General features: G+C 67.2%; 31 protein-coding genes and 1 pseudogene. 22 read left to right on the forward strand and 10 right to left on the reverse strand.

Annotation, left to right across the window (positions count from 1 at the left end):
- The first annotated feature begins 5 nt into the window (after positions 1-5).
- From RHA1_RS00470 to RHA1_RS00500, 7 genes are all read left to right on the forward strand, one after another.
- Positions 6-221 carry a CDGSH iron-sulfur domain-containing protein gene (locus tag RHA1_RS00470; protein ID WP_016884251.1) on the forward strand — a complete coding sequence of 72 codons (216 nt, stop codon included), beginning with the start codon at positions 6-8 and terminating at the stop codon, positions 219-221.
- 370 nt (positions 222-591) lie between these two features.
- Entirely contained in the window at positions 592-1,047 is a 456-nt protein-coding gene (locus RHA1_RS00475; RefSeq protein WP_011593417.1) for an STAS domain-containing protein, read from the forward strand.
- On the forward strand, positions 1,044-2,468 hold the full coding sequence (locus RHA1_RS00480) for an alpha,alpha-trehalose-phosphate synthase (UDP-forming) (protein WP_009472632.1): 1,425 nt from the start codon (positions 1,044-1,046) through the stop codon (positions 2,466-2,468). The genes RHA1_RS00475 and RHA1_RS00480 overlap by 4 nt, the downstream gene beginning before the upstream one ends.
- A 67-nt stretch (positions 2,469-2,535) precedes the next feature.
- Positions 2,536-3,606, forward strand: a complete 1,071-nt coding sequence (locus RHA1_RS00485) for a glycosyltransferase family protein (protein WP_011593418.1) — start codon at positions 2,536-2,538, stop codon at positions 3,604-3,606.
- A complete protein-coding gene (locus RHA1_RS00490; RefSeq protein ID WP_041810883.1) occupies positions 3,588-4,715 on the forward strand; it encodes a glycosyltransferase family 4 protein in 1,128 nt (375 codons plus the stop codon). The genes RHA1_RS00485 and RHA1_RS00490 overlap by 19 nt, the downstream gene beginning before the upstream one ends.
- Positions 4,712-5,707 (forward strand): glycosyltransferase, encoded by a 996-nt coding sequence (locus RHA1_RS00495; protein ID WP_011593420.1) that lies wholly within the window; start codon positions 4,712-4,714, stop codon positions 5,705-5,707. The genes RHA1_RS00490 and RHA1_RS00495 overlap by 4 nt, the downstream gene beginning before the upstream one ends.
- Positions 5,704-6,528, forward strand: a complete 825-nt coding sequence (locus RHA1_RS00500; RefSeq protein WP_011593421.1) for a glycosyltransferase family 2 protein — start codon at positions 5,704-5,706, stop codon at positions 6,526-6,528. The genes RHA1_RS00495 and RHA1_RS00500 overlap by 4 nt, the downstream gene beginning before the upstream one ends.
- Before the next feature lie 2 nt (positions 6,529-6,530).
- On the opposite strand, the gene RHA1_RS00505 is transcribed toward RHA1_RS00500, so the two are convergent.
- Positions 6,531-7,301 carry a GAF and ANTAR domain-containing protein gene (locus RHA1_RS00505; protein WP_011593422.1) on the reverse strand — a complete coding sequence of 257 codons (771 nt, stop codon included), beginning with the start codon at positions 7,299-7,301 and terminating at the stop codon, positions 6,531-6,533.
- An 86-nt stretch (positions 7,302-7,387) separates the two neighbouring features.
- On the reverse strand, positions 7,388-8,530 hold the full coding sequence (locus RHA1_RS00510; RefSeq protein WP_011593423.1) for an FUSC family protein: 1,143 nt from the start codon (positions 8,528-8,530) through the stop codon (positions 7,388-7,390).
- A gap of 104 nt (positions 8,531-8,634) precedes the next feature.
- Here RHA1_RS00510 and RHA1_RS00515 point away from each other — a divergent pair, with 104 nt between their 5' ends.
- Positions 8,635-8,889 (forward strand): hypothetical protein, encoded by a 255-nt coding sequence (locus RHA1_RS00515; protein WP_011593424.1) that lies wholly within the window; start codon positions 8,635-8,637, stop codon positions 8,887-8,889.
- A gap of 10 nt (positions 8,890-8,899) precedes the next feature.
- On the opposite strand, the gene RHA1_RS00520 is transcribed toward RHA1_RS00515, so the two are convergent.
- From RHA1_RS00520 to RHA1_RS00530, 3 genes are all read right to left on the reverse strand, one after another.
- Positions 8,900-9,697 carry a SigB/SigF/SigG family RNA polymerase sigma factor gene (locus RHA1_RS00520; protein WP_011593425.1) on the reverse strand — a complete coding sequence of 266 codons (798 nt, stop codon included), beginning with the start codon at positions 9,695-9,697 and terminating at the stop codon, positions 8,900-8,902.
- Complete coding sequence (locus tag RHA1_RS00525) at positions 9,697-10,128, reverse strand: ATP-binding protein (RefSeq protein WP_009472642.1); 432 nt, start codon at positions 10,126-10,128, stop codon at positions 9,697-9,699. The genes RHA1_RS00520 and RHA1_RS00525 overlap by 1 nt, the downstream gene beginning before the upstream one ends.
- A 146-nt stretch (positions 10,129-10,274) precedes the next feature.
- Positions 10,275-10,520 (reverse strand): cold-shock protein, encoded by a 246-nt coding sequence (locus RHA1_RS00530; protein WP_009472643.1) that lies wholly within the window; start codon positions 10,518-10,520, stop codon positions 10,275-10,277.
- A gap of 477 nt (positions 10,521-10,997) precedes the next feature.
- Here RHA1_RS00530 and RHA1_RS00535 point away from each other — a divergent pair, with 477 nt between their 5' ends.
- The 9 genes from RHA1_RS00535 to RHA1_RS00570 all read left to right on the forward strand — a co-directional run bounded on the left by RHA1_RS00535 (position 10,998) and on the right by RHA1_RS00570 (position 14,693).
- On the forward strand, positions 10,998-11,537 hold the full coding sequence (locus RHA1_RS00535) for a Dps family protein (protein WP_009472645.1): 540 nt from the start codon (positions 10,998-11,000) through the stop codon (positions 11,535-11,537).
- 39 nt (positions 11,538-11,576) lie between these two features.
- A complete protein-coding gene (gene mbp1 / locus RHA1_RS00540) occupies positions 11,577-11,813 on the forward strand; it encodes a microaggregate-binding protein 1 (RefSeq protein WP_009472646.1) in 237 nt (78 codons plus the stop codon).
- A gap of 100 nt (positions 11,814-11,913) precedes the next feature.
- The gene (locus RHA1_RS00545) at positions 11,914-12,192 is read left to right on the forward strand and encodes a GlsB/YeaQ/YmgE family stress response membrane protein (RefSeq protein ID WP_009472647.1); all 279 of its coding nucleotides are present in this window, start codon (positions 11,914-11,916) and stop codon (positions 12,190-12,192) included.
- Between the two features lie 113 nt (positions 12,193-12,305).
- Positions 12,306-12,833 carry a DUF6328 family protein gene (locus RHA1_RS00550; protein ID WP_009472648.1) on the forward strand — a complete coding sequence of 176 codons (528 nt, stop codon included), beginning with the start codon at positions 12,306-12,308 and terminating at the stop codon, positions 12,831-12,833.
- A gap of 79 nt (positions 12,834-12,912) precedes the next feature.
- A complete protein-coding gene (locus tag RHA1_RS00555) occupies positions 12,913-13,356 on the forward strand; it encodes a phage holin family protein (RefSeq protein ID WP_011593428.1) in 444 nt (147 codons plus the stop codon).
- Positions 13,353-13,589 carry a DUF3618 domain-containing protein gene (locus tag RHA1_RS00560; RefSeq protein ID WP_041810885.1) on the forward strand — a complete coding sequence of 79 codons (237 nt, stop codon included), beginning with the start codon at positions 13,353-13,355 and terminating at the stop codon, positions 13,587-13,589. Before RHA1_RS00555 ends, RHA1_RS00560 begins: the two co-directional genes overlap by 4 nt.
- A gap of 14 nt (positions 13,590-13,603) precedes the next feature.
- The gene (locus tag RHA1_RS50240; RefSeq protein WP_167540916.1) at positions 13,604-13,753 is read left to right on the forward strand and encodes a hypothetical protein; all 150 of its coding nucleotides are present in this window, start codon (positions 13,604-13,606) and stop codon (positions 13,751-13,753) included.
- Between the two features lie 38 nt (positions 13,754-13,791).
- On the forward strand, positions 13,792-14,115 hold the full coding sequence (locus RHA1_RS00565) for a membrane protein (RefSeq protein ID WP_011593429.1): 324 nt from the start codon (positions 13,792-13,794) through the stop codon (positions 14,113-14,115).
- Positions 14,112-14,693 carry a DinB family protein gene (locus RHA1_RS00570; RefSeq protein WP_011593430.1) on the forward strand — a complete coding sequence of 194 codons (582 nt, stop codon included), beginning with the start codon at positions 14,112-14,114 and terminating at the stop codon, positions 14,691-14,693. The genes RHA1_RS00565 and RHA1_RS00570 overlap by 4 nt, the downstream gene beginning before the upstream one ends.
- Before the next feature lie 7 nt (positions 14,694-14,700).
- Here RHA1_RS00570 and RHA1_RS00575 read toward each other — a convergent pair whose 3' ends face one another.
- Both RHA1_RS00575 and RHA1_RS51430 read right to left on the reverse strand, forming a co-directional pair.
- Positions 14,701-16,434 (reverse strand): cutinase family protein, encoded by a 1,734-nt coding sequence (locus tag RHA1_RS00575; protein WP_011593431.1) that lies wholly within the window; start codon positions 16,432-16,434, stop codon positions 14,701-14,703.
- Between the two features lie 172 nt (positions 16,435-16,606).
- Positions 16,607-16,905, reverse strand: a pseudogene (locus RHA1_RS51430) (HNH endonuclease); the annotation flags it as partial.
- 91 nt (positions 16,906-16,996) lie between these two features.
- Here RHA1_RS51430 and RHA1_RS00585 point away from each other — a divergent pair.
- The 3 genes from RHA1_RS00585 to RHA1_RS00595 all read left to right on the forward strand — a co-directional run bounded on the left by RHA1_RS00585 (position 16,997) and on the right by RHA1_RS00595 (position 18,716).
- Positions 16,997-17,722 carry a GAF and ANTAR domain-containing protein gene (locus RHA1_RS00585; RefSeq protein ID WP_011593433.1) on the forward strand — a complete coding sequence of 242 codons (726 nt, stop codon included), beginning with the start codon at positions 16,997-16,999 and terminating at the stop codon, positions 17,720-17,722.
- Between the two features lie 217 nt (positions 17,723-17,939).
- Positions 17,940-18,380 carry an STAS domain-containing protein gene (locus RHA1_RS00590; protein WP_237726819.1) on the forward strand — a complete coding sequence of 147 codons (441 nt, stop codon included), beginning with the start codon at positions 17,940-17,942 and terminating at the stop codon, positions 18,378-18,380.
- Positions 18,381-18,392: 12 nt separating this feature from the next.
- The gene (locus RHA1_RS00595; RefSeq protein WP_011593435.1) at positions 18,393-18,716 is read left to right on the forward strand and encodes a hypothetical protein; all 324 of its coding nucleotides are present in this window, start codon (positions 18,393-18,395) and stop codon (positions 18,714-18,716) included.
- A 43-nt stretch (positions 18,717-18,759) separates the two neighbouring features.
- Here RHA1_RS00595 and RHA1_RS50245 read toward each other — a convergent pair whose 3' ends face one another.
- Both RHA1_RS50245 and RHA1_RS00600 read right to left on the reverse strand, forming a co-directional pair.
- Entirely contained in the window at positions 18,760-18,912 is a 153-nt protein-coding gene (locus tag RHA1_RS50245) for a hypothetical protein (RefSeq protein ID WP_157180196.1), read from the reverse strand.
- A 73-nt stretch (positions 18,913-18,985) separates the two neighbouring features.
- A complete protein-coding gene (locus RHA1_RS00600) occupies positions 18,986-19,210 on the reverse strand; it encodes a hypothetical protein (protein WP_009472660.1) in 225 nt (74 codons plus the stop codon).
- A gap of 270 nt (positions 19,211-19,480) precedes the next feature.
- On the opposite strand from RHA1_RS00600, the gene RHA1_RS00605 reads away from it, so the two are divergent.
- Both RHA1_RS00605 and RHA1_RS00610 read left to right on the forward strand, forming a co-directional pair.
- Entirely contained in the window at positions 19,481-19,888 is a 408-nt protein-coding gene (locus RHA1_RS00605) for a YciI family protein (protein WP_041810890.1), read from the forward strand.
- Positions 19,889-19,894: 6 nt separating this feature from the next.
- Complete coding sequence (locus RHA1_RS00610; protein WP_011593438.1) at positions 19,895-21,040, forward strand: RNA polymerase sigma factor; 1,146 nt, start codon at positions 19,895-19,897, stop codon at positions 21,038-21,040.
- A gap of 375 nt (positions 21,041-21,415) precedes the next feature.
- On the opposite strand, the gene RHA1_RS00615 is transcribed toward RHA1_RS00610, so the two are convergent.
- Positions 21,416-22,393: a recombinase family protein gene (locus RHA1_RS00615; RefSeq protein ID WP_039952066.1), complete on the reverse strand. Its 978-nt coding sequence runs from the start codon at positions 22,391-22,393 to the stop codon at positions 21,416-21,418.
- Between the last annotated feature and the right edge of the window lie 440 nt (positions 22,394-22,833).

The following is a 22,833-nucleotide window of genomic DNA, read 5'->3' on the forward strand; positions in this document are numbered from 1 at the left end:
GTCATATGAACTCCATTCCCATTGCCGGCGCCGACGAATCCGACGTCACGATCACGGTCTGCCCTGATGGTCCACTGCTGGTGCGCGGTGCTGCGCGGATCCTCGACCCCGAAGGTAACCCGCTCGGCACCGATCGGGCCACCGTGGCGCTGTGCCGGTGCGGGCGGACAAGCATCGCTCCGTTCTGCGACTCGTCGCACAAGAAGCGGCGCCGCCCGTAGGGCCGACCCGCATCAGTTGCGCTTCCGGTTGTGCGCGCGGCGGCGCGCGATCACGAACGTCACGACGCCGACAAGGATCACGATGGCGATAATTTCCATCCGCTCCGATTACCCACTCCGCGGGCAAGCTACGCCGCGCCCCGGTTGCCTCCCCCGGTTCGATGGCGAGAAGTGCAGTGGGACAACCGGAAACGACGACAGCCCGCCGTCGGCGGTGGTCCGCGGGCAGAAACGTTCGCCGCTGTCATTGACACGATGGGGTAACGTCAGAGTCCTGCACGGTTGAGCCCCCAGCCGCAATGGACGGGCACGGTTCACGCGCCTTATTTCGTGCCTGTCTCCTAACGTCGCTCGACCGTGAGGAAACGACATGAAATCTGTTCTCAGTGCGCTGCCGACACGCTACGGCCCACCCGACAGTTCGACGCTGTTCAGTTGGGCCGTCGAGCCCGAGCACGGGCGGCTCTCCGTCGTCAGTGCGCCCGGTGCCGGCGGGATCCTCGTGGTCCGGATATCCGGTGACATCGACGTCACCACCCTGCACACCTTCGGGAATCATCTCGACGAGGCGATCAACGAACGACTTCCGTTCGTGCTCGACCTGACGGACGTGCAATTCTTCTGCGCGTCTGCCCTGCCGGTACTCGGCACCATGGCCGCCCGCGCCCGCCGGCTCACCGTGCCGTGGGCGGTGACCGGCAACAACGCACTCCGCAGGCCGTTGACGGCAATGAAGATGGCTGCACAGATCCCGTTCTGCGCCGACCTGGAGGACGCCTTCCTGCTGGTCGCCCAGGGAGTTCACCAGGGTGGGCGCTCGGCGTGAAGGATTCCGTTCCGCACGGCACGTCCGACTTCGTGGTGGTCGCCAACCGGCTGCCCGTTGACATGGAAACACTCGACGACGGGACGACACGCTGGAAGCGGAGCCCCGGAGGCCTCGTCACAGCACTGGAGCCGATCCTTCACGACCGGGAACGCGGTTCCTGGGTGGGCTGGCCCGGTGTGCCCGACACGAAGGTCGAACCGATCGTCTCCGGCGGGGTCGACCTGTACCCGGTGGAGCTGAGCTCGGACGAGGTCAAGCTGTATTACGAAGGATTCTCGAACGCGACGCTGTGGCCGCTGTACCACGACGTGCTGGTGGCACCGGTCTTCGACCGGGACTGGTGGCACTCGTACCTGGACGTGAACCGCCACTTCGCCGAGGAGACCGCGCGCACCGCGGCCGAGGGCGCAACCGTGTGGGTGCAGGACTACCAGTTGCAGTTGGTGCCCCGTCTGCTGCGGGAGATGCGCCCCGACCTGACCATCGGGTTCTTCCTCCACATCCCGTTCCCGCCCGTCGAACTGTTCATGCAGTTGCCGTGGCGCAAGGAGATCGTGGAGGGGCTGCTCGGCGCCGACCTCATCGGCTTCCACCTGCCCGGCGGCGCCAACAATTTCCTGTTCCTGGCGCGCCGGCTGCTGGGACTCGACACCACCACCGCAGGTGTCGGCGTGCGCAGCGCACTCGGCAAGGTGACACTCGACGGCCGGGTCGTGCAGGTCGGCGCGTTCCCCATTTCCGTCGACTCGCGGCAACTGGTCGAACAGGCAACCGATCCCGCCATCGTCGAACGGGCCGCCGAGATCCGCCGCGAACTCGGAAACCCCCGCAAGATTCTCCTCGGAGTCGACCGGCTCGACTACACGAAGGGCATCGACCTGCGGCTCTCGGCGCTCGGCGAACTGCTCGACGAGGGCCGCCTCGATCCGTCCGACACCGCGATGGTGCAACTCGCCACCCCCAGCCGTGAACGCGTCGAGCACTACATGAAGATGCGCAGTTCCATCGAGGAGCAGGTCAGCCACATCAACGGTGACCACGGTCAGATCGGCCGGCCATTCGTGCACTACCTCTATCAGCCGGTCGATCGCAGCGAACTGATCGCGCTGTTCCTGGCCGCCGACGTCATGCTGGTCACCCCCATGCGGGACGGGATGAACCTCGTCGCCAAGGAGTACGTGGCCTGTCGCGCGGACCTGGGCGGGGCGCTGGTGCTCAGCGAGTTCGCCGGTGCCGCCGCCGAACTCCGGGGCGCCTACCTGGTGAACCCGCACGACCTCGACGGAGTGAAGAACACGATCATGGCCGCGCTGGACCCGGAACGGGAGCAGGGACGGCGCCGCATGTCACGACTGCACCGTCAGGTGCTCGACCACGACGTGCACCGGTGGGCGCAGTCGTTCCTCGGCGCGTTGTAGCCGTCGCCCGCGACCGAGCGTCGCATCACACCCCTGTCCTGGATCGGCCGAGGCCGAAGGAGAACACATGATTCGCGTTGCCTCCGTCCCGGAGTCCCATGTCTACGTTCGTCATCTGGGCGAGCCGGACGGAGGCGGCGGCGACGTCGTCCGTCTCGCCGATCCCGTCCCGGCAGACGGTCGCAAGGTCCCCGGGGGATGGTGGCCACCGCTCATGCTCGATCCGGGCTGGATCAGCCGCCACCATCGCGAATTCGACGTGTTCCACATTCATTTCGGATTCGACGCCATCGAACCGGCGGACATGAAGGACATCGTCCACGAGTTGTCCGCCCGCGGGAAGCCCTTGGTCTACACGGTGCACGACCTCCGCAACCCACACCACCCCGACGCCGGGCCGCACCTGGAGGTTCTCGACGTGCTGGTGCCCGCCGCTACCGAGTTGGCCACACTCACCGAGGGCGCCGCAGCCGTCATCGACGCGAACTGGGCCCGCACCGCGACGGTCCTCGCTCACCCGCACGTCGTGGAGCGCCCTCTGGTCGAGCGTCCCCGCCCGGACTCGGACGACTTCGTGGTCGGGGTGCACGTCAAGAGTCTGCGCGCCAACATGGATCCGTTCCCGGTCCTGGACGCGCTGACCCGCACGGTCGCCGCTCTCCGCGGAGCGCGTCTGCAGATCGATATCCACGACGAGATCTTCCGACCGGACAGTTATTGGTACGCGCCGAACGCGGCGGCGCGACTCCTGCGCTACCGCGACGCCGATCGGGTCGACGTGCGCGTCCACCCGTACTTCACCGACGCCCAGTTGTGGAAGTACCTGTCGTCGCTGTCGGTCTCAGTGCTGCCCTACCGCTTCGGCACCCACTCCGGGTGGCTCGAGGCGTGCTACGACCTGGGTACCGCGGTGGTCGCCCCGACATGCGGCTTCTATGCGCAGCAACAGGACTGTGCCACTTTCGGATTCGACGAGGACTCCTTCGACGCCGCCTCGCTCGACCGGGCCGTCCGCACCCTGCACCGATCCGCGACGGCCCGGGCGACGTGGCACGAGCGCGCAACCCAGCGGCGCCTGCTCGCGCAGGCGCATCACAACCTGTACGAAAGAGCACTGTCGTGGCGTGCGCTGCCGTGAACGTCGACGCCCTGCGCATCGCCCTGATCGCCTCCAGCCGGCACCCCATCCGCCAGCCCTTCCCCGGCGGCCTCGAATCGCACGTCTGGCACCTGGCGCGGAGCCTGTGCGCGGACGGGCATCGAGTCAGTCTGTTCGCCGGACCCGGATCCGATCCGGGTCTCGGTTGCGCGCAGCTGACGGTGGAGACCTTGGAAACGAGTGCGGCCGCCCGGCAGGACGTGTCGATGCCACCGATGGACTTCCTGCGGGACCACCACGCCTACCTGCGGTTGATGCTCGATCTCGCCGGACCGCTGGCGGATTCGTCCGACGTGGTGCACAACCACAGCCTGCACTACCTCCCCGTCGCCATGGCTCCCGCGGTCCCGACACCCGTGCTGTCGACATTGCACACTCCGCCCACCCCGTGGCTCGAGTCGGCTCTCGCCGTCCGGGCCGGCACCGACGCCCATTTCGTGGCCGTGAGCAAGCACACCGCCGCAGCGTGGAGTCACGCGATCGACCGCATCGACGTCGTGCCGAACGGGGTCGACGTCGACCGCTGGCCTCAGGGTGACGGCGGCCCGCACCTCATCTGGTTCGGCCGACTGGTAGCGGAGAAGGGTGCGCACGTCGCGATCGCGGCGGCGCGCCGAGCGGGCTTCGCGATCCGCCTTGCGGGGCCCATCAGCGATCCGGGCTACTTCGAGAGCACGATCGCACCCCTGCTGGGTCCCGGCGTGACCTATCTGGGCCACCTAGCCCAGCCCGAGTTGGCGACCGCGATCGGCGGTTCGGCGGCGGCGGTGATCACCCCGCTGTGGGACGAACCGTACGGTCTGGTCGTCGCCGAAGCGCTCGCCTGCGGAACGCCGGTCGCCGCGTTCGCGCGCGGCGGGATCCCCGAGGTCCTCTCCGCCGACTGCGGTCGCCTCGTTGTGCCCGACGACGTCGACGCCCTCGCCCGGGTGATACCGCAGGTCGTCGCGTTGCCACGCCGGGTAGCCCGCGAACACGCACGGAGCCACTGCTCGGAACGTCGCATGGTGGACGCCTACGTGAACATCTACCGGCGGCTCGCGGCGAACCGGGTCCGCGCCGACGGCGACCGGAAGGTGGCATCGTGATCGGCTACTACATCCACCACCACGGGACGGGCCACCGGGTGCGCGCCTCGAGCATCTGCGCGGCCCTGGAGGCACCGGTCACCGCTCTCTCCTCGGCGCCGGTCGACCCCGGCGGTCCATTCGTGGACCGTGTCCGGCTGGCGCGCGACGACCGGGGCTCCTCCCCCGAGAACCCCACCGCCGACGGCGCACTGCACTGGGTTCCCGCCCACGACGTCGGGCTGCGGACCCGCATGTCCCGGATAGCGTCGTGGGTCGACGCGACCCGACCCAGCCTGATGGTCGTCGACGTCTCGGTGGAGGTGGCTGCATTCGTTCGACTGCTGGGCGTGCCCGTGGTGATGATCGCGATGCCGGGAGAGCGCACAGATCCAGCCCATCGTCTCGGCTACCGGCTCGCCGACCACATCGTGGCCGCATGGCCGCAGGCGATGTACGACCCGGAATGGTTACGGGAATTCGCGCACAAGACCACATTCGTCGGCGGGATCAGTCGGTTCGACGGCCGCGCATCCGCCGCCGGTCCCGCCTCCTCCCGACCCCGGATCCTGGTGCTCAGCGGCACCGCGGTGACGGTCGGGGACGTCCGTCGGTGCGCCCACGTGCATCGCGACTATCGATGGCAGGCACTCGGGGTTCCGGGCGCACCGTGGATCGAGGACCCCTGGCCGGAACTGTGCGGCGCCGACGTCGTCGTGTCCGACGCCGGGCAGAACTCGGTCGCCGAGATCGCCGCCGCCCGCCGTCCGGCCATCGTCATCGCGCAGCCGCGTCCGTTCGGTGAACAATCGGCCACGGCGCACTCGCTCGCGAGCGGTGGACTCGCCGTGTCGATACCGCAGTGGCCGGAGGTGACCAGATGGCCGGCGCTGCTCGACCGGGCACTCGCCCTCGGCGGCGACAGCTGGGTGCGTTGGCAGACCGCGGGCGCCGCCACCCGCGCAGCGGCAGTCATCGACAGCCTGGCGAAACGGGCGGAATCGGCGCCGTGAAGGTCGCGGTCGTAACGATCGCCGCACGCCGGGACCGTCATCTGCGGATGCAGTTGCGTTCCCTCGAACGGAGCCAGCGTACCTGCGACGACCACATCGTCGTCGCGATGGGTGACCCGCGGACGATGGACACTGTCTCCGAGAACGGACACGCACGGGGGATCTGGCTCGACCACGACGACGGCCCGCTGCCCCTGGCGGCCGCACGCAATGCGGGTGCGGATGCCGCACTCGCCGCCGGCGCCGATCTGCTGGTCTTCCTCGACGTCGACTGCCTGGCGTCCGAGGGTCTTCTCGGCTGCTACGTGTCGGCGGCCGAGCATCCGGACAACCGGTCGGCCCTGCTGTCCGGCCCCGTGACGTACCTTCCGCCTCCAGAACCCGCAGGGTACGACCTCGCCGGGCTCGGGCGGCTGCGATCCCCTCACCCGGCCCGCCCGGCGCCGCCGCACGGGACCGTCACAGCGGGAAGCGACTTCGATCTGTTCTGGTCACTGTCCTTCGCCGTCGGCCGGGCGACCTGGCAGCACATCGGCGGGTTCTGCACCGACTACACCGGCTACGGCGGCGAGGACACCGACTTCGCGCAGACCGCCCGCGCCGCGGGAGTCGGTCTGCGATGGGTGGGCGGAGCCGACGCGTTTCACCAGTATCACCCCGTGTCGGATCCACCCGTCGAGCACCTGCGGGACATCCTCACCAACGCCCACACCTTCCACCGGCGCTGGGGGTGGTGGCCGATGCAAGGCTGGCTGAGGGCGTTCGAAGCCGACGGCCTGATCGAGTACGACCGCGATCGCCGCACGTGGGTGAGGAGTTGACCTCACTCGGGATTCGTCGTCACCGACTCGACGATGCGGCGCGCCACCTCGGCCAACTTGACGTGCTCCTGCTGCGACTGCGCGACGAGGATCTCGAACGCCTGGTCCGCGGGCACGCCCCGCAGCGCCATCACGATTCCCTTGGCCTGCTCGATGACCGCACGGGACTTCATGGCCTTCGTGAGACCCGAAACCTCGTTCCTGGCCAACTCCACGCTGCGGGCGCTCCTCAGCAAACCCTCGATCGCCGTCGTGTAGACGAGCAGCACCACGGCGTCGAGTTCGCTGAACCCGTGATCCCCCTGCCCGTAGATGTTGAGTGTGCCGGCGAGGGCCTCGTCGACGGCGAGCGGCGCGGATAGGAAGCTGCGCATGCCGGCCTGGTCGAGATTGTCCGCGACCGACGGCCACCGGGCCGCGGCCTCCCCGAGCCGGGCCTTGACGACCTTCCGCGTTCCGGCGACACCGAAGTAGTCGCCGTCGAGGGCCTGAAAGTTCGGAATGTCGATCTCACGGACCGCCTCGTCCGTGTACGCGACGGTCACCACCCGTCCGTCGCGCAGCAGCGAAATCCCGGCCATGTCGGCGTCGGCGATCGCGTCCACCACCTGGTCGCAGACCCGCTGAAGCAGCAGGCTCATCTCCACCTGCGAGCCAGAATTGCGATTGAACTCGTCCAACGCGGTTGCCAAGGAGCCCAATTGGGCGGCGATCGTCGCGTTGTCGAGCTTGGGGGACATCGACTCGGGGCGCTCACCCACAGTCTCGGCCATTCTCGGATACACCTCAAAATTCCGGGTGTAACCGACAGGACACCCACTGAACGAACGCAGCAGTTGTCTCTACCGTCGAGAAGACTTTACTCGACCCCGGGACCGCCTCCGTCCACCGATCCCGTCCCGGACGGTGAGGCGGGAGATTCCCCGGTCAGCAAACTCAGCGCCGCCGCGGACGGCCGGAGGATGCTTCCGGCGCTCATCGACGAACCCCGGGTCAGACCGCTGTGGGAGGACACCGCGTCCTCGAAGTTGCGGAGCCGCTCCTCCGCCGTCCGGCAGGCGGCGACCGGAGCGTCGCGGCTGTCGGCGAAGGCGAATTCGGCTCGGATCACGTCTGCCAGTGCGTCCACGAACGCGGCCGCACTCTCCCGGATCTCCGGGTCGAGCGGGCCGAACGGGGGTTGCGGCGCCAGCGCCAGCGAGGTGGCGCGGACGATCTCCGTGCACTGGGGCCAGCCCTCGGACAGCGCCACGACCGCCGGTTTCCATTTCCTTCCGGCGGCGGCCGGACCGGCGGCGCGTCGCATATTGGCGCGCGCGCTCTCATCCGTCCAGGCCACGGCGTCCAGGGCGTCGTCCAGTTGCACCCGCACGTGCGCCGCCCGTTCAGCCCAACGATCGGGCTGTCCACCGGTTCCCGGTTCCCGCAACTCCCGGGCCACGTCGCACAACAGCGACGTGGCCGTCGAACCCAGCCCCGTCACTGCGCGTTCGGACCGCCTCAGGTACAGCGGAGGCAGGAGCAGCGCGTTCACGGCCACCCCGGTGCCGGCGCCGAGCGCGATCGCCAGGATGCGGTCGCCGAGTATCGCCGGTTGATCGGAATCGCCGTACGTCACCATCAGCAGCGCGGTGACCGCCACCCACACCCCGCTCGAACCGAATCGGTGCCACCGGCCGAGCAGGAGACCCGTCAGCACCGCCACACCGACACCGACGGTGACCGAATCGAGCAGCATTCCGACCGCCGCGGCCAGCAACACCCCGAGCGAGACCGCCGCGAGTTGCTCGCCGGCCACCCGCAGTGATCGCGACACGGTGACCTCGATCATGAACACCGCTGCGTAGGGCGCGAGGAACGGCTGCGGCAGCCCGAGAAGGCGCTCGGCCAGAATCCATGCGAGCACCGCAGCGGTCGCGGCCTTCGCCGACTGCACCACCACGGTGTTTCGCTGACCGTCCCCCGCCCACGAGCGCAGACGTCGGAGTGTGGTGACGTGCAAGAGTCCTTCTCTCCCTTCGTGCGACGACAAGTGCCGTGTGCCCGAGTCGCGGCAGCACCAACCGACACGGTTCGAACGCGGCGCGTCCGGGTATGCCGGGCACTATGAACACCCACGTGACCGCGACGCACCTGCAGACACTTCTCGATTCGCCACTGCCGGATCCCGCCCTGATCCTGCAGGGCGGCGCCCCCACCATCGTCGATTCGGGTGAGCTGGGCGACGAGCATCAGTCCCTGATCATCGTGACCCGGACCGAACTGCGCGAGCAACTCCCGCAGGACCGCAACTGCTCGCAGAGCGATCTGGAGTTCCACGCCGCGTCGCTCGAATCGACGGTCGCGGGTTTGGGTGGCTGACCCGGGGTGATCAGCCGTCGCCCAGCTGCGCCCGCAGTCCGGAGAGGGTGCGCGCCAGGATCCTCGACACCTGCATCTGCGAGACGCCCACGCGCTGGGCGATTTCCGTCTGGGTCATCGATCCGAAGAACCGCAACATCAGCACGCGGCGTTCGAGCGGCGGAAGTTTCTGCAGCGCAGGCCGCACGGCGGCGTGACTCTCCACGTTCGCGAGCTCCGGATCCTCCTCGCCGAGCGTCTCCGCGAGGGGAAGGTCGTCGGGATCATCACCCATGGCTGCATCCATCGACAAGGTTTGGTAGGCGTTCTTCGCGAGCAGGCCCTCGGATACTTCACGGACGTCGAGTTCGAGTTGGGCGGCGATCTCACTGGCCGAAGGTGACCGACCCAGTTCCTGCGACAGCTCGTCGACGGCCTTGGTGATCAACGCGTGAAGTTCCTGCATGCGGCGGGGCACCCGCATCGACCAGCCGGTGTCGCGGAAATACCGGCGAACCTCGCCCATGATCGTGGGCACCGCGTAGGACACGAAGTCGAAGCCCCGGTCCGGATCGAAGCGGTCGACGGCCTTGACCAGTCCGAGCCGGGCGACCTGCAGCAGATCCTCGTGCGCCTCGCCGCGCCCGCCGAATCGGCGGGCGATGTGATCGGCGAGCGGAAGGCAGCGTGTGATGACTTCGTCGCGCAGCGCGGACGCCTCCCCGGACGACGCGTCCAAGGCTCGCAGGCGCGCCACCGTGGGCGCCACGTCCTTGTAGTCGTCTCTGCCGGGACGGTGCCGCTCGCCACGTTCCGAAACCGGTGACACTAGATGGTGCCCCTGTATTTGACCAGTTCCACCGCCACGGTCCGTTCGACGGACCCGTTGCCGACGGGTCCCTCCGATACCGAAACCGCATTCATCAACGTCTCGAGCACGTGCCAGCCGAAGCTCTCCCGGTTGGGCACTCCGCCGCGGGTGAGGGGTGCACTGATCGTCACATGCAACCCCGGCTCCGTGACGACGAACGAACACGTCAGTTCGGCACTTCCCGGCGCAGCCGCGATCAGTTCCGAACACACCTCGTCCACGGCAAGTTTGATATCGGCCACGTCGTCGAGCGTGAAGTCTCCCAGAACGGCGAGAGTTTCCGCGACGGCGCGCACCACAGGCAACTGTTCGAACTCCGCCGCCACACGAAGCTCCACGGGCACACCGGATCTCGTTCTCATTCGTCTAACCTCGTCGACCTCGGCCATCTGCACTCCACGTCTGTGTCGTCGGTTTCTGCGACTCTCGGCAGCGTACCCAGCTGCCGCGACCCTCAACCCGCCGGCGAACGAAAGTGCGAGCGCGTGCCGAATGCGTCCCGACGTGCGGGTTCGACGAACTCGATTCGGTGGGCTCAGGCGATCCGGACGTCGCGTGCCTGGTCGCCGGTCTCGGTGCGGCAGACGGCGAAGCTGACGCGCTGCCCTTCCTCGAGAATGCGGTGACCGTCGCCGGCGATTTCGGAGACGTGCACGAAGATGTCGTCGGATCCGTCGGCCGGGGCGAGGAAACCGAAACCCTGTTCGGCGTTGAACCATCGCACCGTGCCCGTGCGCAGTGCCGTCGACTGCCGGGCCGGCAGCGTGTGCCCGGCGCTCATCGTGCCGCCCTTCGATCGGCCAGGCCGTGGAGCGCAGCGCCGCCCCCCAGACTCGCAACGAGCAGAACCACAAGCAGAGCCACGTTGAGCATTGCTCCTCCTCGGCGTGCGCACGGTCGACCCCTGGTCGAATCAGACCGAAGGTAGTGCCTCTAGTACGGATGTGGGGCGATTCGGGCGGAGCGTTTGCACAATCGAGATCTGCCGACCACAGCGCATCCGCGCTCCACACCGCAGAAGATCTGATTTGCTCGGCATAGATTTTGTAGTACGGTCGAGTTGTCGGAACTTCGGCGATCGAGTCAGGAACGTTGTTCGACACGACCGCAGGTTGCGGCGAGGCAGGGTCACGGTGATTCGAGACTTCTCACCACGGGTACGCGGTGAGTTCATCCGGCCCCGCCTCCCCGGCAATCGAGGGGGCACCCAATGCCTCGAAGTTCCGCCGGCAGGTAGTAGCGAAAGAGAGGACCGAGAATGTCGAAGTTCACCGTGCCAGGTCTTTCCGACGATCAGGGCGCGCGAGTCGCCGACATACTTCAGAAGCGGCTCAGCGCATACAACGATCTGCATCTGACGCTCAAGCACATTCACTGGAATGTGGTGGGTCCGAATTTCATCGGCGTGCACGAGATGATCGACCCGCAGGTCGAGTTGGTGCGGGGCTACGCGGACGCCGTCGCCGAACGCATCGCCGCGCTGGGGAATTCGCCCGACGGCACCCCGGCCGCGATCGCCCGCGACCGCACCTGGGACGACTACTCGGTGAAGCGGGACACGGCGCAGGCGCATCTCGGTGCCCTCGACCTCGTCTACAGCGGCGTCGTCGGAGACAACCGCAAGGCGATCGCTGAGACGGGCGACCTCGACCCGATCACCGAGGACCTTCTCATCGGGCAAACCGGCGAACTCGAGAAGTTCCAGTGGTTCGTCCGCGCCCATCTCGAGAACTCCGGCGGCAGCCTCTCGAACAACGGCGCGCACTCCGAGAAGCAGGCAGCCGCGCAAGCGCGGTGAGCACGGTCGATCTCCCGTCCACAACGAAAGGTGACGAACATGGCTGACAACAACAGCGGTCCGGCAGAGGCCGTCAAGGGCGTCGTCGAAGACGTCAAGGGTAAAGCGAAGGAAGCCGCGGGTGCGGTGTCCGGCCAGGACGATCTCACCCGCGAGGGCAAGGCGCAGCAGGACAAGGCCGCCGCCCAACGCGAGGCCGCCGCAAAGGAAGCCGAAGCCGAGAAGGCCCGCGGCAAGGCCGAAGCGCAGGAAGCACGCCAGCGCGCCGAACAGTGAGACGGTGCGGGCCGGATCACGACCGGCCCGCACCGAGCGTCTCTTCTCCGAGCGGAATCGGCAATCGCCGGTCACCACTCTCCCCCGAAAGGACTGATACGTGCTAGGACTGGGAATTCTGGGCTGGATCATCATCGGCGGCCTCGCCGGGTGGATCGGCAGCAAGATCATGAAGACCGACGCCCAGATGGGCATCATCCTCAACATCGTCGTCGGAATCGTCGGCGGTCTCCTCGGCGGCTTCATCCTCCGCCTCTTCGGCACCGACGTCGAGGGCGGCGGTCTCTGGTTCAGCTTCTTCACCTGCCTCCTCGGTGCGGTGATACTCCTGTTCCTGGTCAAGCTCGTGACCGGGCGAAGCACGGCCGGGCGACGCTAGTCCCCCGCACTCCGGAACCGGGCCTGCCCATCTCACGATGGGCAGGCCCGGTTTCGTCGCGTATTCCACACGAAATCGTGGCCTCGACGCCGGCGGTGGGGTACTCGTGGGGGATGGACAGTCGAGGACCGGCTCGGGACGATGCGAACTGGAACTTCCGCGCCCGGCACGAGACCGAGACTCAACGACTCGACCGGAACTGGAGCGGCCTTCTCCAGGAACTGCGCGTCGTGCAGACCGGGGTGCAACTACTCACCGGCTTCCTGTTGACGTTGCCGTTCCAGCAACGGTTCGAGGACCTCTCGGACAGTGAGGTTGCCATCTATCTGGCGACCGTCGCACTGTCGGTGACGTCGACCATGCTCCTGGTGGCCCCGGCCGGCCTGCACCGCATGCTCTTCCGTCGGCACGCGCTCCCGGATCTCGTGTCCGCATCGCATCGCCTCGCGATCTGTGGCATCGCCACCCTCGCGCTGGCGCTGATCGGTGTGGTGGCGTTGATCTTCAGCTTCGTGATCTCACCCATCGCCGGAGTTGTCGCCGCCGCGGTGGCCCTCGCGATGTTTTGCGGACTCTGGGTCTTCGCCGCGATCCTGCGGTCGCGGCATCGCTCGACCGACGGCGATTCCGCCGATCGATGAGCACGGCGGGAGTGCGCCGCCCTGTTTCGCCCGGAACGCTCCCGGGTAGGCGGTGCGGAGACGAGGAAGGAGCACGGACATGACCGATATCCATCGCGGCGATACCCCGCGGGTCCAGCCGCCCGGCGCTGCACACGATCTCGACGATCTGTCGACGGTCCAACTCGTCGAACGACTCACCGATCAGGTGACGGGACTCGTACGGACCGAGATGACCCATGCCCTCACCGAAGTGAAAGACAAGGGAACGCGCTTCGGGATCGGAGCGGGTGTCTCCGGAGCGGGCGTGCTGCTCCTGCTGTCCGGATTCGGGGCCCTCGTCGCCACCGCAATTCTGGGATTGGCGACGGCACTCGATCCGTGGCTGGCCGCGTTGATCGTGGCCGCCGTACTGATCGTGGTGGGCAGCGTCGTGGCGGCGGTCGGAGCCCGCCGCGCCAAGAACGCGCTGCCGCCTGTACCCGCGCGGACGGCGAACAGCGTGCGCGCCGACGTCGACACCGTCAAGGAAGGCCTTCGATGACCGACCCCCAGCCCGAACCGGAACACTCGGTCGCCGAACAACGAGCCGCGCTCGCATCCACTGTGGATGCGCTGCACCGCAAAGTGGACGTGCCCGCACGCGCGAAAGCCGGCGCGCGCCACGAACTCGACAGGGTCCGGCAGCAACCCCGCGGGGTCGCGGCCGCCGGACTCGTGACCGCATTCGTCGTTGCCTACTTCGCCGTGCGACAACGCCGTCGGCACCGCCACTGAAGGAGAGCAAAAACATGACCAAGGACACTCACGGAGAGACGGACGAGCCCAGGAGTGGCCGTCCCGGTCCCGTCGATCACGGCAAGAACGGCGGCATGGCCACGCGAGAGAACGCGCCCGAGTTGGCGGAGGACTCCGCCGACACCGAGACAGAGACCGACTGATGAAACTCAGATCACCACTCGCGCACAGGAGGACTGTAGTGACGTATCAGCCGGACAACGGACCCAGCCGCGAATTGAACTCCGAGCATCACCCCCAGGACGATGCGCACACCATGCGCAATCACGCCGGTGAGGCGATCACCGACAGCCGGAACTGGCCGGGATACATCCTGATCGCCGCCGGAATCGCCGTGCTCGGTCTGACACTGGTCGCGGCCGGCTACGGATTCGAGGGCTGGGCACTGATCGGTGGCATCGCCTGCGTCCTGTGCCTCGTCGTCGGCACGGGTCTCGTTCTCCTCGAACGGCGGCGCGTCAAGGCCCTCGAAGGCAGGGAACTGACCGATCAGGAAGGGCATTGACAGATCCGAAGGTGGACCTTCACCAGTACCTCCAAGCCGCCCGCGACGCTCTGCTGTGGAAGCTTGACGGGCTGTCCGAATACGACATCCGTCGGCCGATGACCCCGACCGGCACGAACCTGCTGGGGTTGGTCAAACACCTGACGGGCGTCGAGATCGGCTACTTCGGCGAGACCTTCGGCCGATCCGTCGAATACCCACCGTGGGTGACCGGCGCCGCCGAAGACAACGTGGACATGTGGGCGACCCCCGGCGAGTCACGCGAGTACATCGTCGGGCAGTACCGGACAGCGTGGGCGCACGCCGACCACACCATCCGGGCTCTACCCCTCGACGCGCCCGGCCGGGTACCGCACTGGCCGGGCGACCGCCGCGACGTCACCCTGCACCGGATTCTCGTGCACGTGATCGCCGAAACCCACCGGCACGCAGGGCACGCCGACATCGTCCGCGAACTCGTCGACGGCACGGTCGGCATGCGCGCGGACAACACCAACGTGCCCGCAGAAGACCGGATGTGGTGGGAGACCTACCGGACCCGTCTCGAACGTGCCGCACGCGAAGCCGGCCAGGGCTGATCGGGCGTCACCCGGCCGCCGGTTGAAGCGTCGTCGTGGTGACGACCGGCGTGGTGGTCGTCGGTGACTCCGATTCAGTGGTCGTGGTGGGTTCCGCCGCGGTGGTAGTCACCACGGATGTGTCCGGTGTTCCGGCGACGGCCTGAGGCGCCGACACCGAGGTCGTGGTTTCTGCGGCCACTTCCACAGCCGTCGTGGGTTCCGGTGACGTCGTCGTCGCGACCGTCGTCGTGGGGGTCGGCGAACTGCTGGTCGTGGTGGTCGCGCTGACCGGGTTGCCCGCCAACTGAGCCTTTTTCGCGCTGTCCGTGGTGGTGGGTGCGACCCGAGCCGCTTCCGTTTCCGTTTCCTTCGTGGAGGCAGAGGCAAGTTTCGCGGTCGACGCTTCCGCCGCGGCCGCGCGCGACTCGCCCTTCTCCGCCTCCTGCGCCAGGTGGGTCAACCACGCTGCGGCGTACTGGGCAGAAGTCAGCGGTTTCCCGCTGCCGGCATTCGCATCACGCCAGTAGTCGAAGTGATGGCCGGTCCCCTCCCCCAGCGTCTGCTGATACGGGTCGCTCATCGCCACCTGGATCGTGTTCTGATTGTCCGCGATGAACCCGATGATCTCGTTCCGCACCTTCGCAGGCAGGTAGACCAGGTCGACCGCCTGATTCGACGAGATCGGACCAGTTGACGTGTCCGATTGCGCCGCACCGCTATCGGGCTTGTACGCCGGATCCGACACCTTGATCAGAACGTCGAGGAACGTCTCGTCGGACTGCATCCAATCGCCTTGCGACTGGATGTCCGCGAACGCGGCGAGGGCGATCTGCCCGAGCACCACCGCGAGATCCTGTCCCGTCGCAGGGGTCAGCCCATCCTTCTGCAGCGAGTCGACGTTCAGTTGCCGTCCCACGTTGATCGCGAGCTGCAGTAGCGCAATGTTCTCGGGTGCGGAGCAGGTCAGGTCGCCTTCCGAGCAGAACGATGCCACCTTCCCGTCCAGGGCACCGAAGCTGCCCGACGTGCCGGGCAACGCTCCCCGCCCGGACGTGCCCTTCTGCCCCGACTGGTAGGCAAGGTCGAAGCCGTCGGGATTGCGGAATTCGTTCTCCGAACCGGGAAATGGCCCTCCCCCGAGGTTGCGGCCGGCATCCGCCAGGATGACCACACCGACCACGGCCGCCGGATCGAGGATGTCGTACGAGCCGTCCCGGCCGTCCTGGTTGCCGACCTCCATCGCAACCCGCCGTGCCACATCGGCGCCCTCGCTGTAGCCGACGATCGAGAACTTCGTGTCCGGGCACGACGCGTGAATCGACCGCATCACGGTCTCGGTGTTGTCGACGCCGGCGTTCACGGCGTCCTCGTACGAGTTCATGTTGGCCGGATACTCGATGTAGACCGCGGCATAGGACCCACCACCGACGGATTGCTGCGGCGCATTCACCACCTCGTCGATCCATGGACTGCTGTAGTCGCTGGAGTACGACGCGGGAAGCCGTGTGCCATCGGGTGCCACGAGCATTCGGGTCCCGTCGCGCGGGGTGTCACCGCGGCCGGCGACGGCGATGCTGACCATGTCGTAGCACGCGTCCGAGGCCGCCGCCGTCAAGGCAGTCGCCGTCGTGGCCGGTGAACCCGGATTCGACCACGGAGTCGCGAGCAGCGCCGCCAGCCCCAACGCGCCGGGCGCGATCAGACTGCCTGCGATCCTTCGTCGATGCGCGACCTTGCGTGCCGAAACGCGACGTTCCATGGTCTACCCCATCCGTTCGTAGCCCGTGTCGAAAACCCGAGTAGGTGTCAACGCGTTAACAGACAAGTCGCACATTGCAGCAACGGCGTTACACGTCCGCCTCGGAAGGCGTCGTTCACGAGGCGCGGAGGTGTGTGATCAGAAGGGTCTCGACCGCCGAATCTCGGGCCGCGGCCGGGTCCGAGCACAACCGGCGGTCGACGATCGCCCGATCCGCGGCCGACAGACACGCTGTCTCCCGCACCAGCAAGGTGGCTCGCCATTCGTTCAGCCGACCGGTTTGCAGCAGAGCCAGGGTGTGCGGCATCTCGCGCACCAGCGCCTGCGCGAATCTGCGACGCGATACCCCGGTCCCGCTCCACCTGCGGTAAACCCCGCAGCCTTTTGCTCCGCGCGAGTACGGGTGGCGACGTCGTCGGTGATCACCGCCTGCGCCGCGTACCCGACCGACTTCAACCCCTCTGCGCTCAAGTGGTCGTTGCCGTTCTGGCAGAATTGATCGGACGTCGCGAGTCTTGCGACGTCGGTTCACGCCGCGTTGGTGCACGTCGGGAGGCGAACAATGCCGAATGGTCCTTCGGAGATGACGCATACCGGAGGCGACGCGCCCAGTGCCGTCTTCGCGAGGCTGGCCGAGATGGTCTACGACGGCGACGACTTCACTCAGGTCTACCAGGCCATCTGCGATGCCGCTGCCACTTTGGTTCCCGGGTGTGCCCACGCCAGCCTCATGCTGAAGGAGAACGATCGCCACGTCACCGTGGCCGCGAGCGATGACATCGCAGCCCAGGTCGACGCGCTCGAGCGAGCCGAGCAGGAAGGGCCCTGCCTCGATGCGATCGAGAACGACGCACCGCAGGTCGAGAGCGAGCTCGCCCGTTCGACGCAGTGGCCGCGCCTTGCCCGTCGGGCCATTGCCGAAACCCCGGTCCGGGGCGCTGCCGGTTTCCGGCTCATGATCCGTGGACGCAAGGTCGGCGCCCTCAATCTGTTCTCGGACAACGCCGGAGAATTCACCGACAAATCGATCGATCAGGCGATTCTGATCACGGCCTTCGCGGCGGTGACGCTGACAGCGCTCCACGAACATCAGGAAGCACAGACCTTGCGTGAGGGCCTGGCCAGCAACCGCGAGATCGGAAAAGCGATCGGACTGTTGATGGCCTTCCACGACATCTCCGAAGGAAGAGCATTCGACTTGCTGCGCAAGACGTCGCAGGACATGAACATCAAGCTCACGGGTGTCGCACGGGAAGTCATCGCGCATCACAATTCGAAGTTCGACTGACGAGACCTCCCCGCTCGACCACGTTGGCAATCGGTTGATGCCCATCTGCTGTAGACGTAATGTTTATCGCGCGTAGTTGAGAACACAGCCGCAGATTGTCCGGGGGCCGCAGCGGTGCGCGGTGGACAGATATTGTGTGCGCTCCCACTGCGGTCTCGGTGCCGTTGCGCTCCTTGCGGCGCACGGACTCGCACAGAGTGCCCGCGATCGGAGGGTCATGAAACTATTACGCACGTCGTTCCGGGTCACTCCCCGCACCGCGCGGGCCACCCGCCACCGCACTCGGAATGCGCACACCAATAATAGTCGAGTGCGGATGGCCGTCGAATTCGCGCCGGACGCCACTGTGGGACGAATTTCCGGCGACATCGACGTGCTCGCCGCACCTTCGTTCGCGCTCGCCCTCGCGCACCTGATCGACAGGACCTCGTCACGCATCATCGTCGACATGACCGCAGTCGACTTCGTCGGAACCTCGGGATTGTCGATACTGTCCGAGTTTGCGGAATCTGCTCGGCGGCAGCACATTACCTGGGCGCTGGCGGGCAATCGAGCGGTGCTCCGGCCCGTCGAGGCCATCGGCCTCGACGCGATGATCCCCACGTGCCGCACGGTTCGCGACGCCTTCGACACGGTGGAGAAGATCGCACACGGCTGATCGGGAGTCGACATGTCCGGGAGGCAGCCTCCTCGTGGGCATCCGACGGCAAGCGTCGCGGAGACCGTGCGTGTGCTTCTCGACACGGCCGGTCCGACGTACGTGTCCGAGTCGCACGTGACCTTGAAGGACACCCCGACGTTTCTTTTTCAACTGCTGTCGCCGGCACACCGTCGCACGAGCATCTCCGCACTCGGCAGAGCAGGTTACGTGCGCTATGACGGGAGCACGGCTACCCGGCTGCACGCCGCCGCGGTTCGAGTCGACGACGAGTACGGCGGTGACCTGCGCCGGCCGGCCCGCGCCTGTGATCAGGAGACCTCCGCCACTTCGTGAGGAAGTGCGCGCCGATACGTGCTGAGAGCCGGCGCCGGCACTACTACTCCGCTCGGACTGCCTTCGACTCGCGCTCGTCGTCCTCGCGGAACATTGCTTCGATGCGGTTCTTGATCTCGACCGTGCTCATCGAGCCACGGGAGGGGGCAGCGAAGCCGCGATTACGGGCTGAGGTGGGCCTGGAGAAGGTGTTCATGTGAAGTGCTTTCTGTCTTCTGCGCCGGCGAGTGCCGCGTGGTGGTCGAAGGGTGCGTCCGCGAGGTGGACGGTTAGATCAGGAGCGCGGCGAGTACTACAGCGGCGAGCACTGACACGGAGGTGGCGACGGCGACGAGGACGGATCCCGTCACGACGGCGGCCGGCGCAGTTGCGGTTGCCGCCGAGACAGAGGCGATGTATGCGATCGGACGGAGCGTGTGGCGGTGCGGCGGCTCCTCGGCAGAGGGCGGCGACATTGTGCGCTGGTCGTCCTGGTGCACCGTGGTGCGGGTCATGTGTTGGCGTACCCCGTCGTAGGAGCTGAGTGACGTGAGTCACAAACTTACGAGTATGTTGTACATCACAACAAGCCCCACGCGCCAGTCGGTGCTATCTGCACCATGTGCAGGCCGAAGGGATCATCGTCGAACGGTGGAGCAGTTGACCGTCCGTCACGGAAAGCGACGATCGAGAAAATCCGTGCAGGGATGTCGAGAAGCCGCGCGCGGCTTCGTCCCCGGAGTGAACACGGCCAGAATGGGCCGTACCGCACCAAGGAGAGCACGATGGCCAAGTACCTGCTGCTCGGGCACTACCGGGGCGCGCCCGCATCGGTCAACGACGTGGCCATGGACCAGTGGACGCCGGAGGAGATCTCCGCCTACGTGCAGTACATGAACGACTTCGCCGCTCGGCTCGAAAGCACCGGCGAGTTCGTCGACAGTCAGGCACTCTCCCCGGAGGGCACGTTCGTCCGCTACGACGGCGAGGGACGACCGCCGATCACCGACGGCCCGTTCGCGGAGACCAAGGACCTGATCGCCGGCTGGATGGTGATCGACGTCGAGACCCACGAGCGGGCACTCGAGCTGGCCGGCGAGCTGTCCGCGGCCCCGGGTGCGGATGGTAAACCGATCCACGAATGGCTCGGGGTGCGCCCATTCCTGGCCGTCTCTCCCACCGCTACGGAGTGATGCACGGTGGACGACGCCCTTCTGCGGACCCTCACCCCCACCGTGATCGGCGTCCTCGTCCGTCGCGGGGCAGACTTCGCGGCGGCCGAGGACGCCGTGCAGGACGCTCTGATCGAGGCCGTGCGCGCGTGGCCGGACGACCCACCGCGCGACCCCAGGGGCTGGCTGGTCACCGTGGCCTGGCGCAAGTTCCTCGACGCCACCCGCTCCGATTCCTCGCGGCGGTACCGCGAGGCACGCGTCGATGCCGAGCCCTCCCCCGAACCTGGCGAGGCGGTGGACGACACACTCCAGCTGTACTTCCTGTGCGCGCACCCATCGCTGACACCTGCCTCGGCTGTCGCGCTCACGCTGCGCGCGGTCAGCGGCCTGACCACGCGTCAGATCGCGCAGGCCTACCTCGTGCCCGAGTCGACGATGGCCCAACGGATAAGCAGGGCCAAGCGGACCGTCTCGGACGTGCGGTTCAACCAGCCCGGAGACGTCGCCACGGTGTTGCGCGTGCTCTACCTGGTCTACAACGAGGGCTACGGCGGCAGTATCGATCTCGCCGCCGAGGCGATCCGGCTCACTCGCCAGCTGGCGGCCAAGACCGACCACGAGGAGGTCGCGGGCCTGCTCGCGCTCATGCTGCTCCACCACGCACGGCGCCCGGCGCGGACCCGCACCGACGGCAGCCTCGTGCCTCTTGCCGAGCAGGACCGCAGTCTGTGGGACACCCGCCTGATCGCCGAGGGCGTCGTCGTGCTCCAGTCGGCCCTCGACCGCGACCGACTGGGCGAGTTCCAGGCCCAAGCCGCCATCGCTGCGCTCCATGCCGACGCCCGGACGTCCGCGGAGACCGACTGGGTGCAGATCGTCGAGTGGTACGACGAACTGGTGCGCCTCACCGACAGCCCGGTGGCCCGCCTCAACCGGGCCGTCGCCGTCGGAGAGGCAGACGGCGCGAGGGCGGGCTTGGCCGCCCTGTCGGGGCTCGACCCCACCCTTCCCCGGTACTCCGCGGCCGCGGCGTACCTACATGAGCGTGACGGGGACCCGGTCACCGCAGCACAGCTCTACGCCGAAGCTGCCCGGTCGGCGCCCAACCTCCCCGAACGGGACCACCTCACGCGACAGGCCGCTCGGCTCAACGCTCAGCTGCGCAGTTGAGCAGCGACCACGCCACCGCTTAATAGCCGGTTAGGGGGTGATTGGTTCAAGAAAGGATCGGTGCTGGTTGTGGTGAGGACGGTTGGTTGATGCTGTGGCGACCCGCTTAATTCGGTAAATCACCGTGTTCCGTCACGGCCCGATTCAAGTATCGGCGATGGAACACTATCAAGGCCGATGACGGGATGGCTACATACGCGATTCCTGCTCACTGCCGACCGCTATTCGACTGACGACTGCCGGGCGTGCGGCTCCACTCCCCCTGGCCGCTCGGCCGGCCCCGCAGCGTCCTCTCCCCTAGGGGCACGGCCGGAGTACGCCGGAAACGGGCCTTTGACGGGTAGCTGCCGACGATGAGAGTCACAGCAGGCTCCGTCATCGACGGTGATTGCCGCAGACGAGTTCCGGGGTGGTGGTCCATCCATGGTGTTCGAGCCAGTCCAGGATGGGTTGTGGCGGTTGGGTACTGGCCGGGTCTATGCCGGTGACCAGTGGTCCGTCGCCGCAGCGGGAGCAGCTGATTACCAGGACGTGGTCGTGGGGCTGGCATCGGGCGCAGTGGTGTTGCTCGCGGACCCGGCGACGGCGCTCGTCGAGTTGCAGCCAGATGGTGGCCAGGTCGTCACGGTGCGGAATGGCCTCGCTGCGGGTGGCAGGACGATGCCCGCACGTGGGACACACCAACGTGCCGCGTTCGGCGCGTGGTTGTCCCGCAGAAACGGTGGAGGCGGAGCCTGTTCGGATGCCGCCGGTACTCGCGGTGGCCGCGGTGACGGGATCGGTTTCCCGCGGCGGGAGGTGTCGGTACAGAGTCGAGCGGGTCAGCCCGGTCTGGGCGGTGATCTCGGCGACGGTGGCGCCACCCTCGCGGAGTTGGGTGGCGTAGGCGAGCTGGGCGTCGGTGACCACGCTCGGCCGGCCGGTGCGGCGCCCCTTGGCGGTGGCCACGGTGCGGGCGTGGGCGGCCCGCTCGACCGCGTAGGTGCGTTCCATCTGCCCGAACAGCGCCAGCAGCACCACCGCCAGCTGCCCCATCGGATCGTCCGGGTTCGTGGAGTCGATACGGATCGGGTCCGCCAGGTTCCGGAACCCGATGCCGCGCTGGTGCAGGTCGTGGATCAGGTTCAGCGTGTCGCGCACGGTGCGGCCGAGCCGGTCGAGGGTGTGCACCACGATGACATCGCCCGGCCGGGCGTAGCCGAGCAGCGCCTGCAGCCCGGGCCGGTCGGTGGTGGTCCCGGACTTCTTGTCCACGTAGATGTTCGCCTGCTCGATTCCGGCCTTGGTGAGCGCGTCGATCTGTCGATCGAGGTCCTGCTTGCTCGTCGACACCCGCGCGTACCCCAGCTCCACGGATTGAGCGTACCGAAAGTCATGACTGCACGGCTGTTGTGACACGGAATTGTGGAATTAACTTTTGGGATGCTCTGACCAGGCGCTTTGCAGGGATGCTTCGGCGGGTGGGTGACCGTCTCATTTCCTTGGATGTGGGACGACGAGGCAGGGACGCGGCTGACTCGTCCCCACGTACTGCACGTGAAGTACACGGCAAGAAGCCCGCTACCAAAAACCTCCTGTAGCGGGCTTCTTGTCGATATTGGATGCTGCCGAAGCCGATCACCTGACGTGTTCTGGGTAAGGGGCTGGTGGCAAAAATTCTGGGCGAATGAACCTGATCAGGTCAGGTGTGTCCCAGTCGGACCTGTGTACGTGCGCGCGTGTGGGGTAGCTGATCCATTCACATGCCCAGACAAGGCCGATGCGGTGGACTATCGGGTCCGGTTGATCGTCGA

The organism is Rhodococcus jostii RHA1, assembly GCF_000014565.1.
Classification (GTDB): domain Bacteria; phylum Actinomycetota; class Actinomycetes; order Mycobacteriales; family Mycobacteriaceae; genus Rhodococcus_F; species Rhodococcus_F jostii_A.

Coding starts and splice junctions, on each gene's coding strand:
- RHA1_RS00550 (WP_009472648.1), top strand. CDS start 12,306: ATGGACAGTCGAGGACCGGCTCGGGACGATGCGAACTGGAACTTCCGC.
- RHA1_RS00595 (WP_011593435.1), top strand. CDS start 18,393: ATGTCCGGGAGGCAGCCTCCTCGTGGGCATCCGACGGCAAGCGTCGCG.
- RHA1_RS50245 (WP_157180196.1), bottom strand. CDS start 18,912: ATGAACACCTTCTCCAGGCCCACCTCAGCCCGTAATCGCGGCTTCGCT.
- RHA1_RS00505 (WP_011593422.1), bottom strand. CDS start 7,301: ATGGCCGAGACTGTGGGTGAGCGCCCCGAGTCGATGTCCCCCAAGCTC.
- RHA1_RS00535 (WP_009472645.1), top strand. CDS start 10,998: ATGTCGAAGTTCACCGTGCCAGGTCTTTCCGACGATCAGGGCGCGCGA.
- RHA1_RS00590 (WP_237726819.1), top strand. CDS start 17,940: ATGAAACTATTACGCACGTCGTTCCGGGTCACTCCCCGCACCGCGCGG.
- RHA1_RS00605 (WP_041810890.1), top strand. CDS start 19,481: ATGGCCAAGTACCTGCTGCTCGGGCACTACCGGGGCGCGCCCGCATCG.
- mbp1 (WP_009472646.1), top strand. CDS start 11,577: ATGGCTGACAACAACAGCGGTCCGGCAGAGGCCGTCAAGGGCGTCGTC.
- RHA1_RS50240 (WP_167540916.1), top strand. CDS start 13,604: ATGACCAAGGACACTCACGGAGAGACGGACGAGCCCAGGAGTGGCCGT.
- RHA1_RS00530 (WP_009472643.1), bottom strand. CDS start 10,520: ATGAGCGCCGGGCACACGCTGCCGGCCCGGCAGTCGACGGCACTGCGC.
- RHA1_RS00560 (WP_041810885.1), top strand. CDS start 13,353: ATGACCGACCCCCAGCCCGAACCGGAACACTCGGTCGCCGAACAACGA.
- RHA1_RS00515 (WP_011593424.1), top strand. CDS start 8,635: ATGAACACCCACGTGACCGCGACGCACCTGCAGACACTTCTCGATTCG.
- RHA1_RS00470 (WP_016884251.1), top strand. CDS start 6: ATGAACTCCATTCCCATTGCCGGCGCCGACGAATCCGACGTCACGATC.
- RHA1_RS00575 (WP_011593431.1), bottom strand. CDS start 16,434: ATGGAACGTCGCGTTTCGGCACGCAAGGTCGCGCATCGACGAAGGATC.
- RHA1_RS00585 (WP_011593433.1), top strand. CDS start 16,997: ATGCCGAATGGTCCTTCGGAGATGACGCATACCGGAGGCGACGCGCCC.
- RHA1_RS00485 (WP_011593418.1), top strand. CDS start 2,536: ATGATTCGCGTTGCCTCCGTCCCGGAGTCCCATGTCTACGTTCGTCAT.
- RHA1_RS00555 (WP_011593428.1), top strand. CDS start 12,913: ATGACCGATATCCATCGCGGCGATACCCCGCGGGTCCAGCCGCCCGGC.
- RHA1_RS00525 (WP_009472642.1), bottom strand. CDS start 10,128: ATGGCCGAGGTCGACGAGGTTAGACGAATGAGAACGAGATCCGGTGTG.
- RHA1_RS00600 (WP_009472660.1), bottom strand. CDS start 19,210: ATGACCCGCACCACGGTGCACCAGGACGACCAGCGCACAATGTCGCCG.
- RHA1_RS00475 (WP_011593417.1), top strand. CDS start 592: ATGAAATCTGTTCTCAGTGCGCTGCCGACACGCTACGGCCCACCCGAC.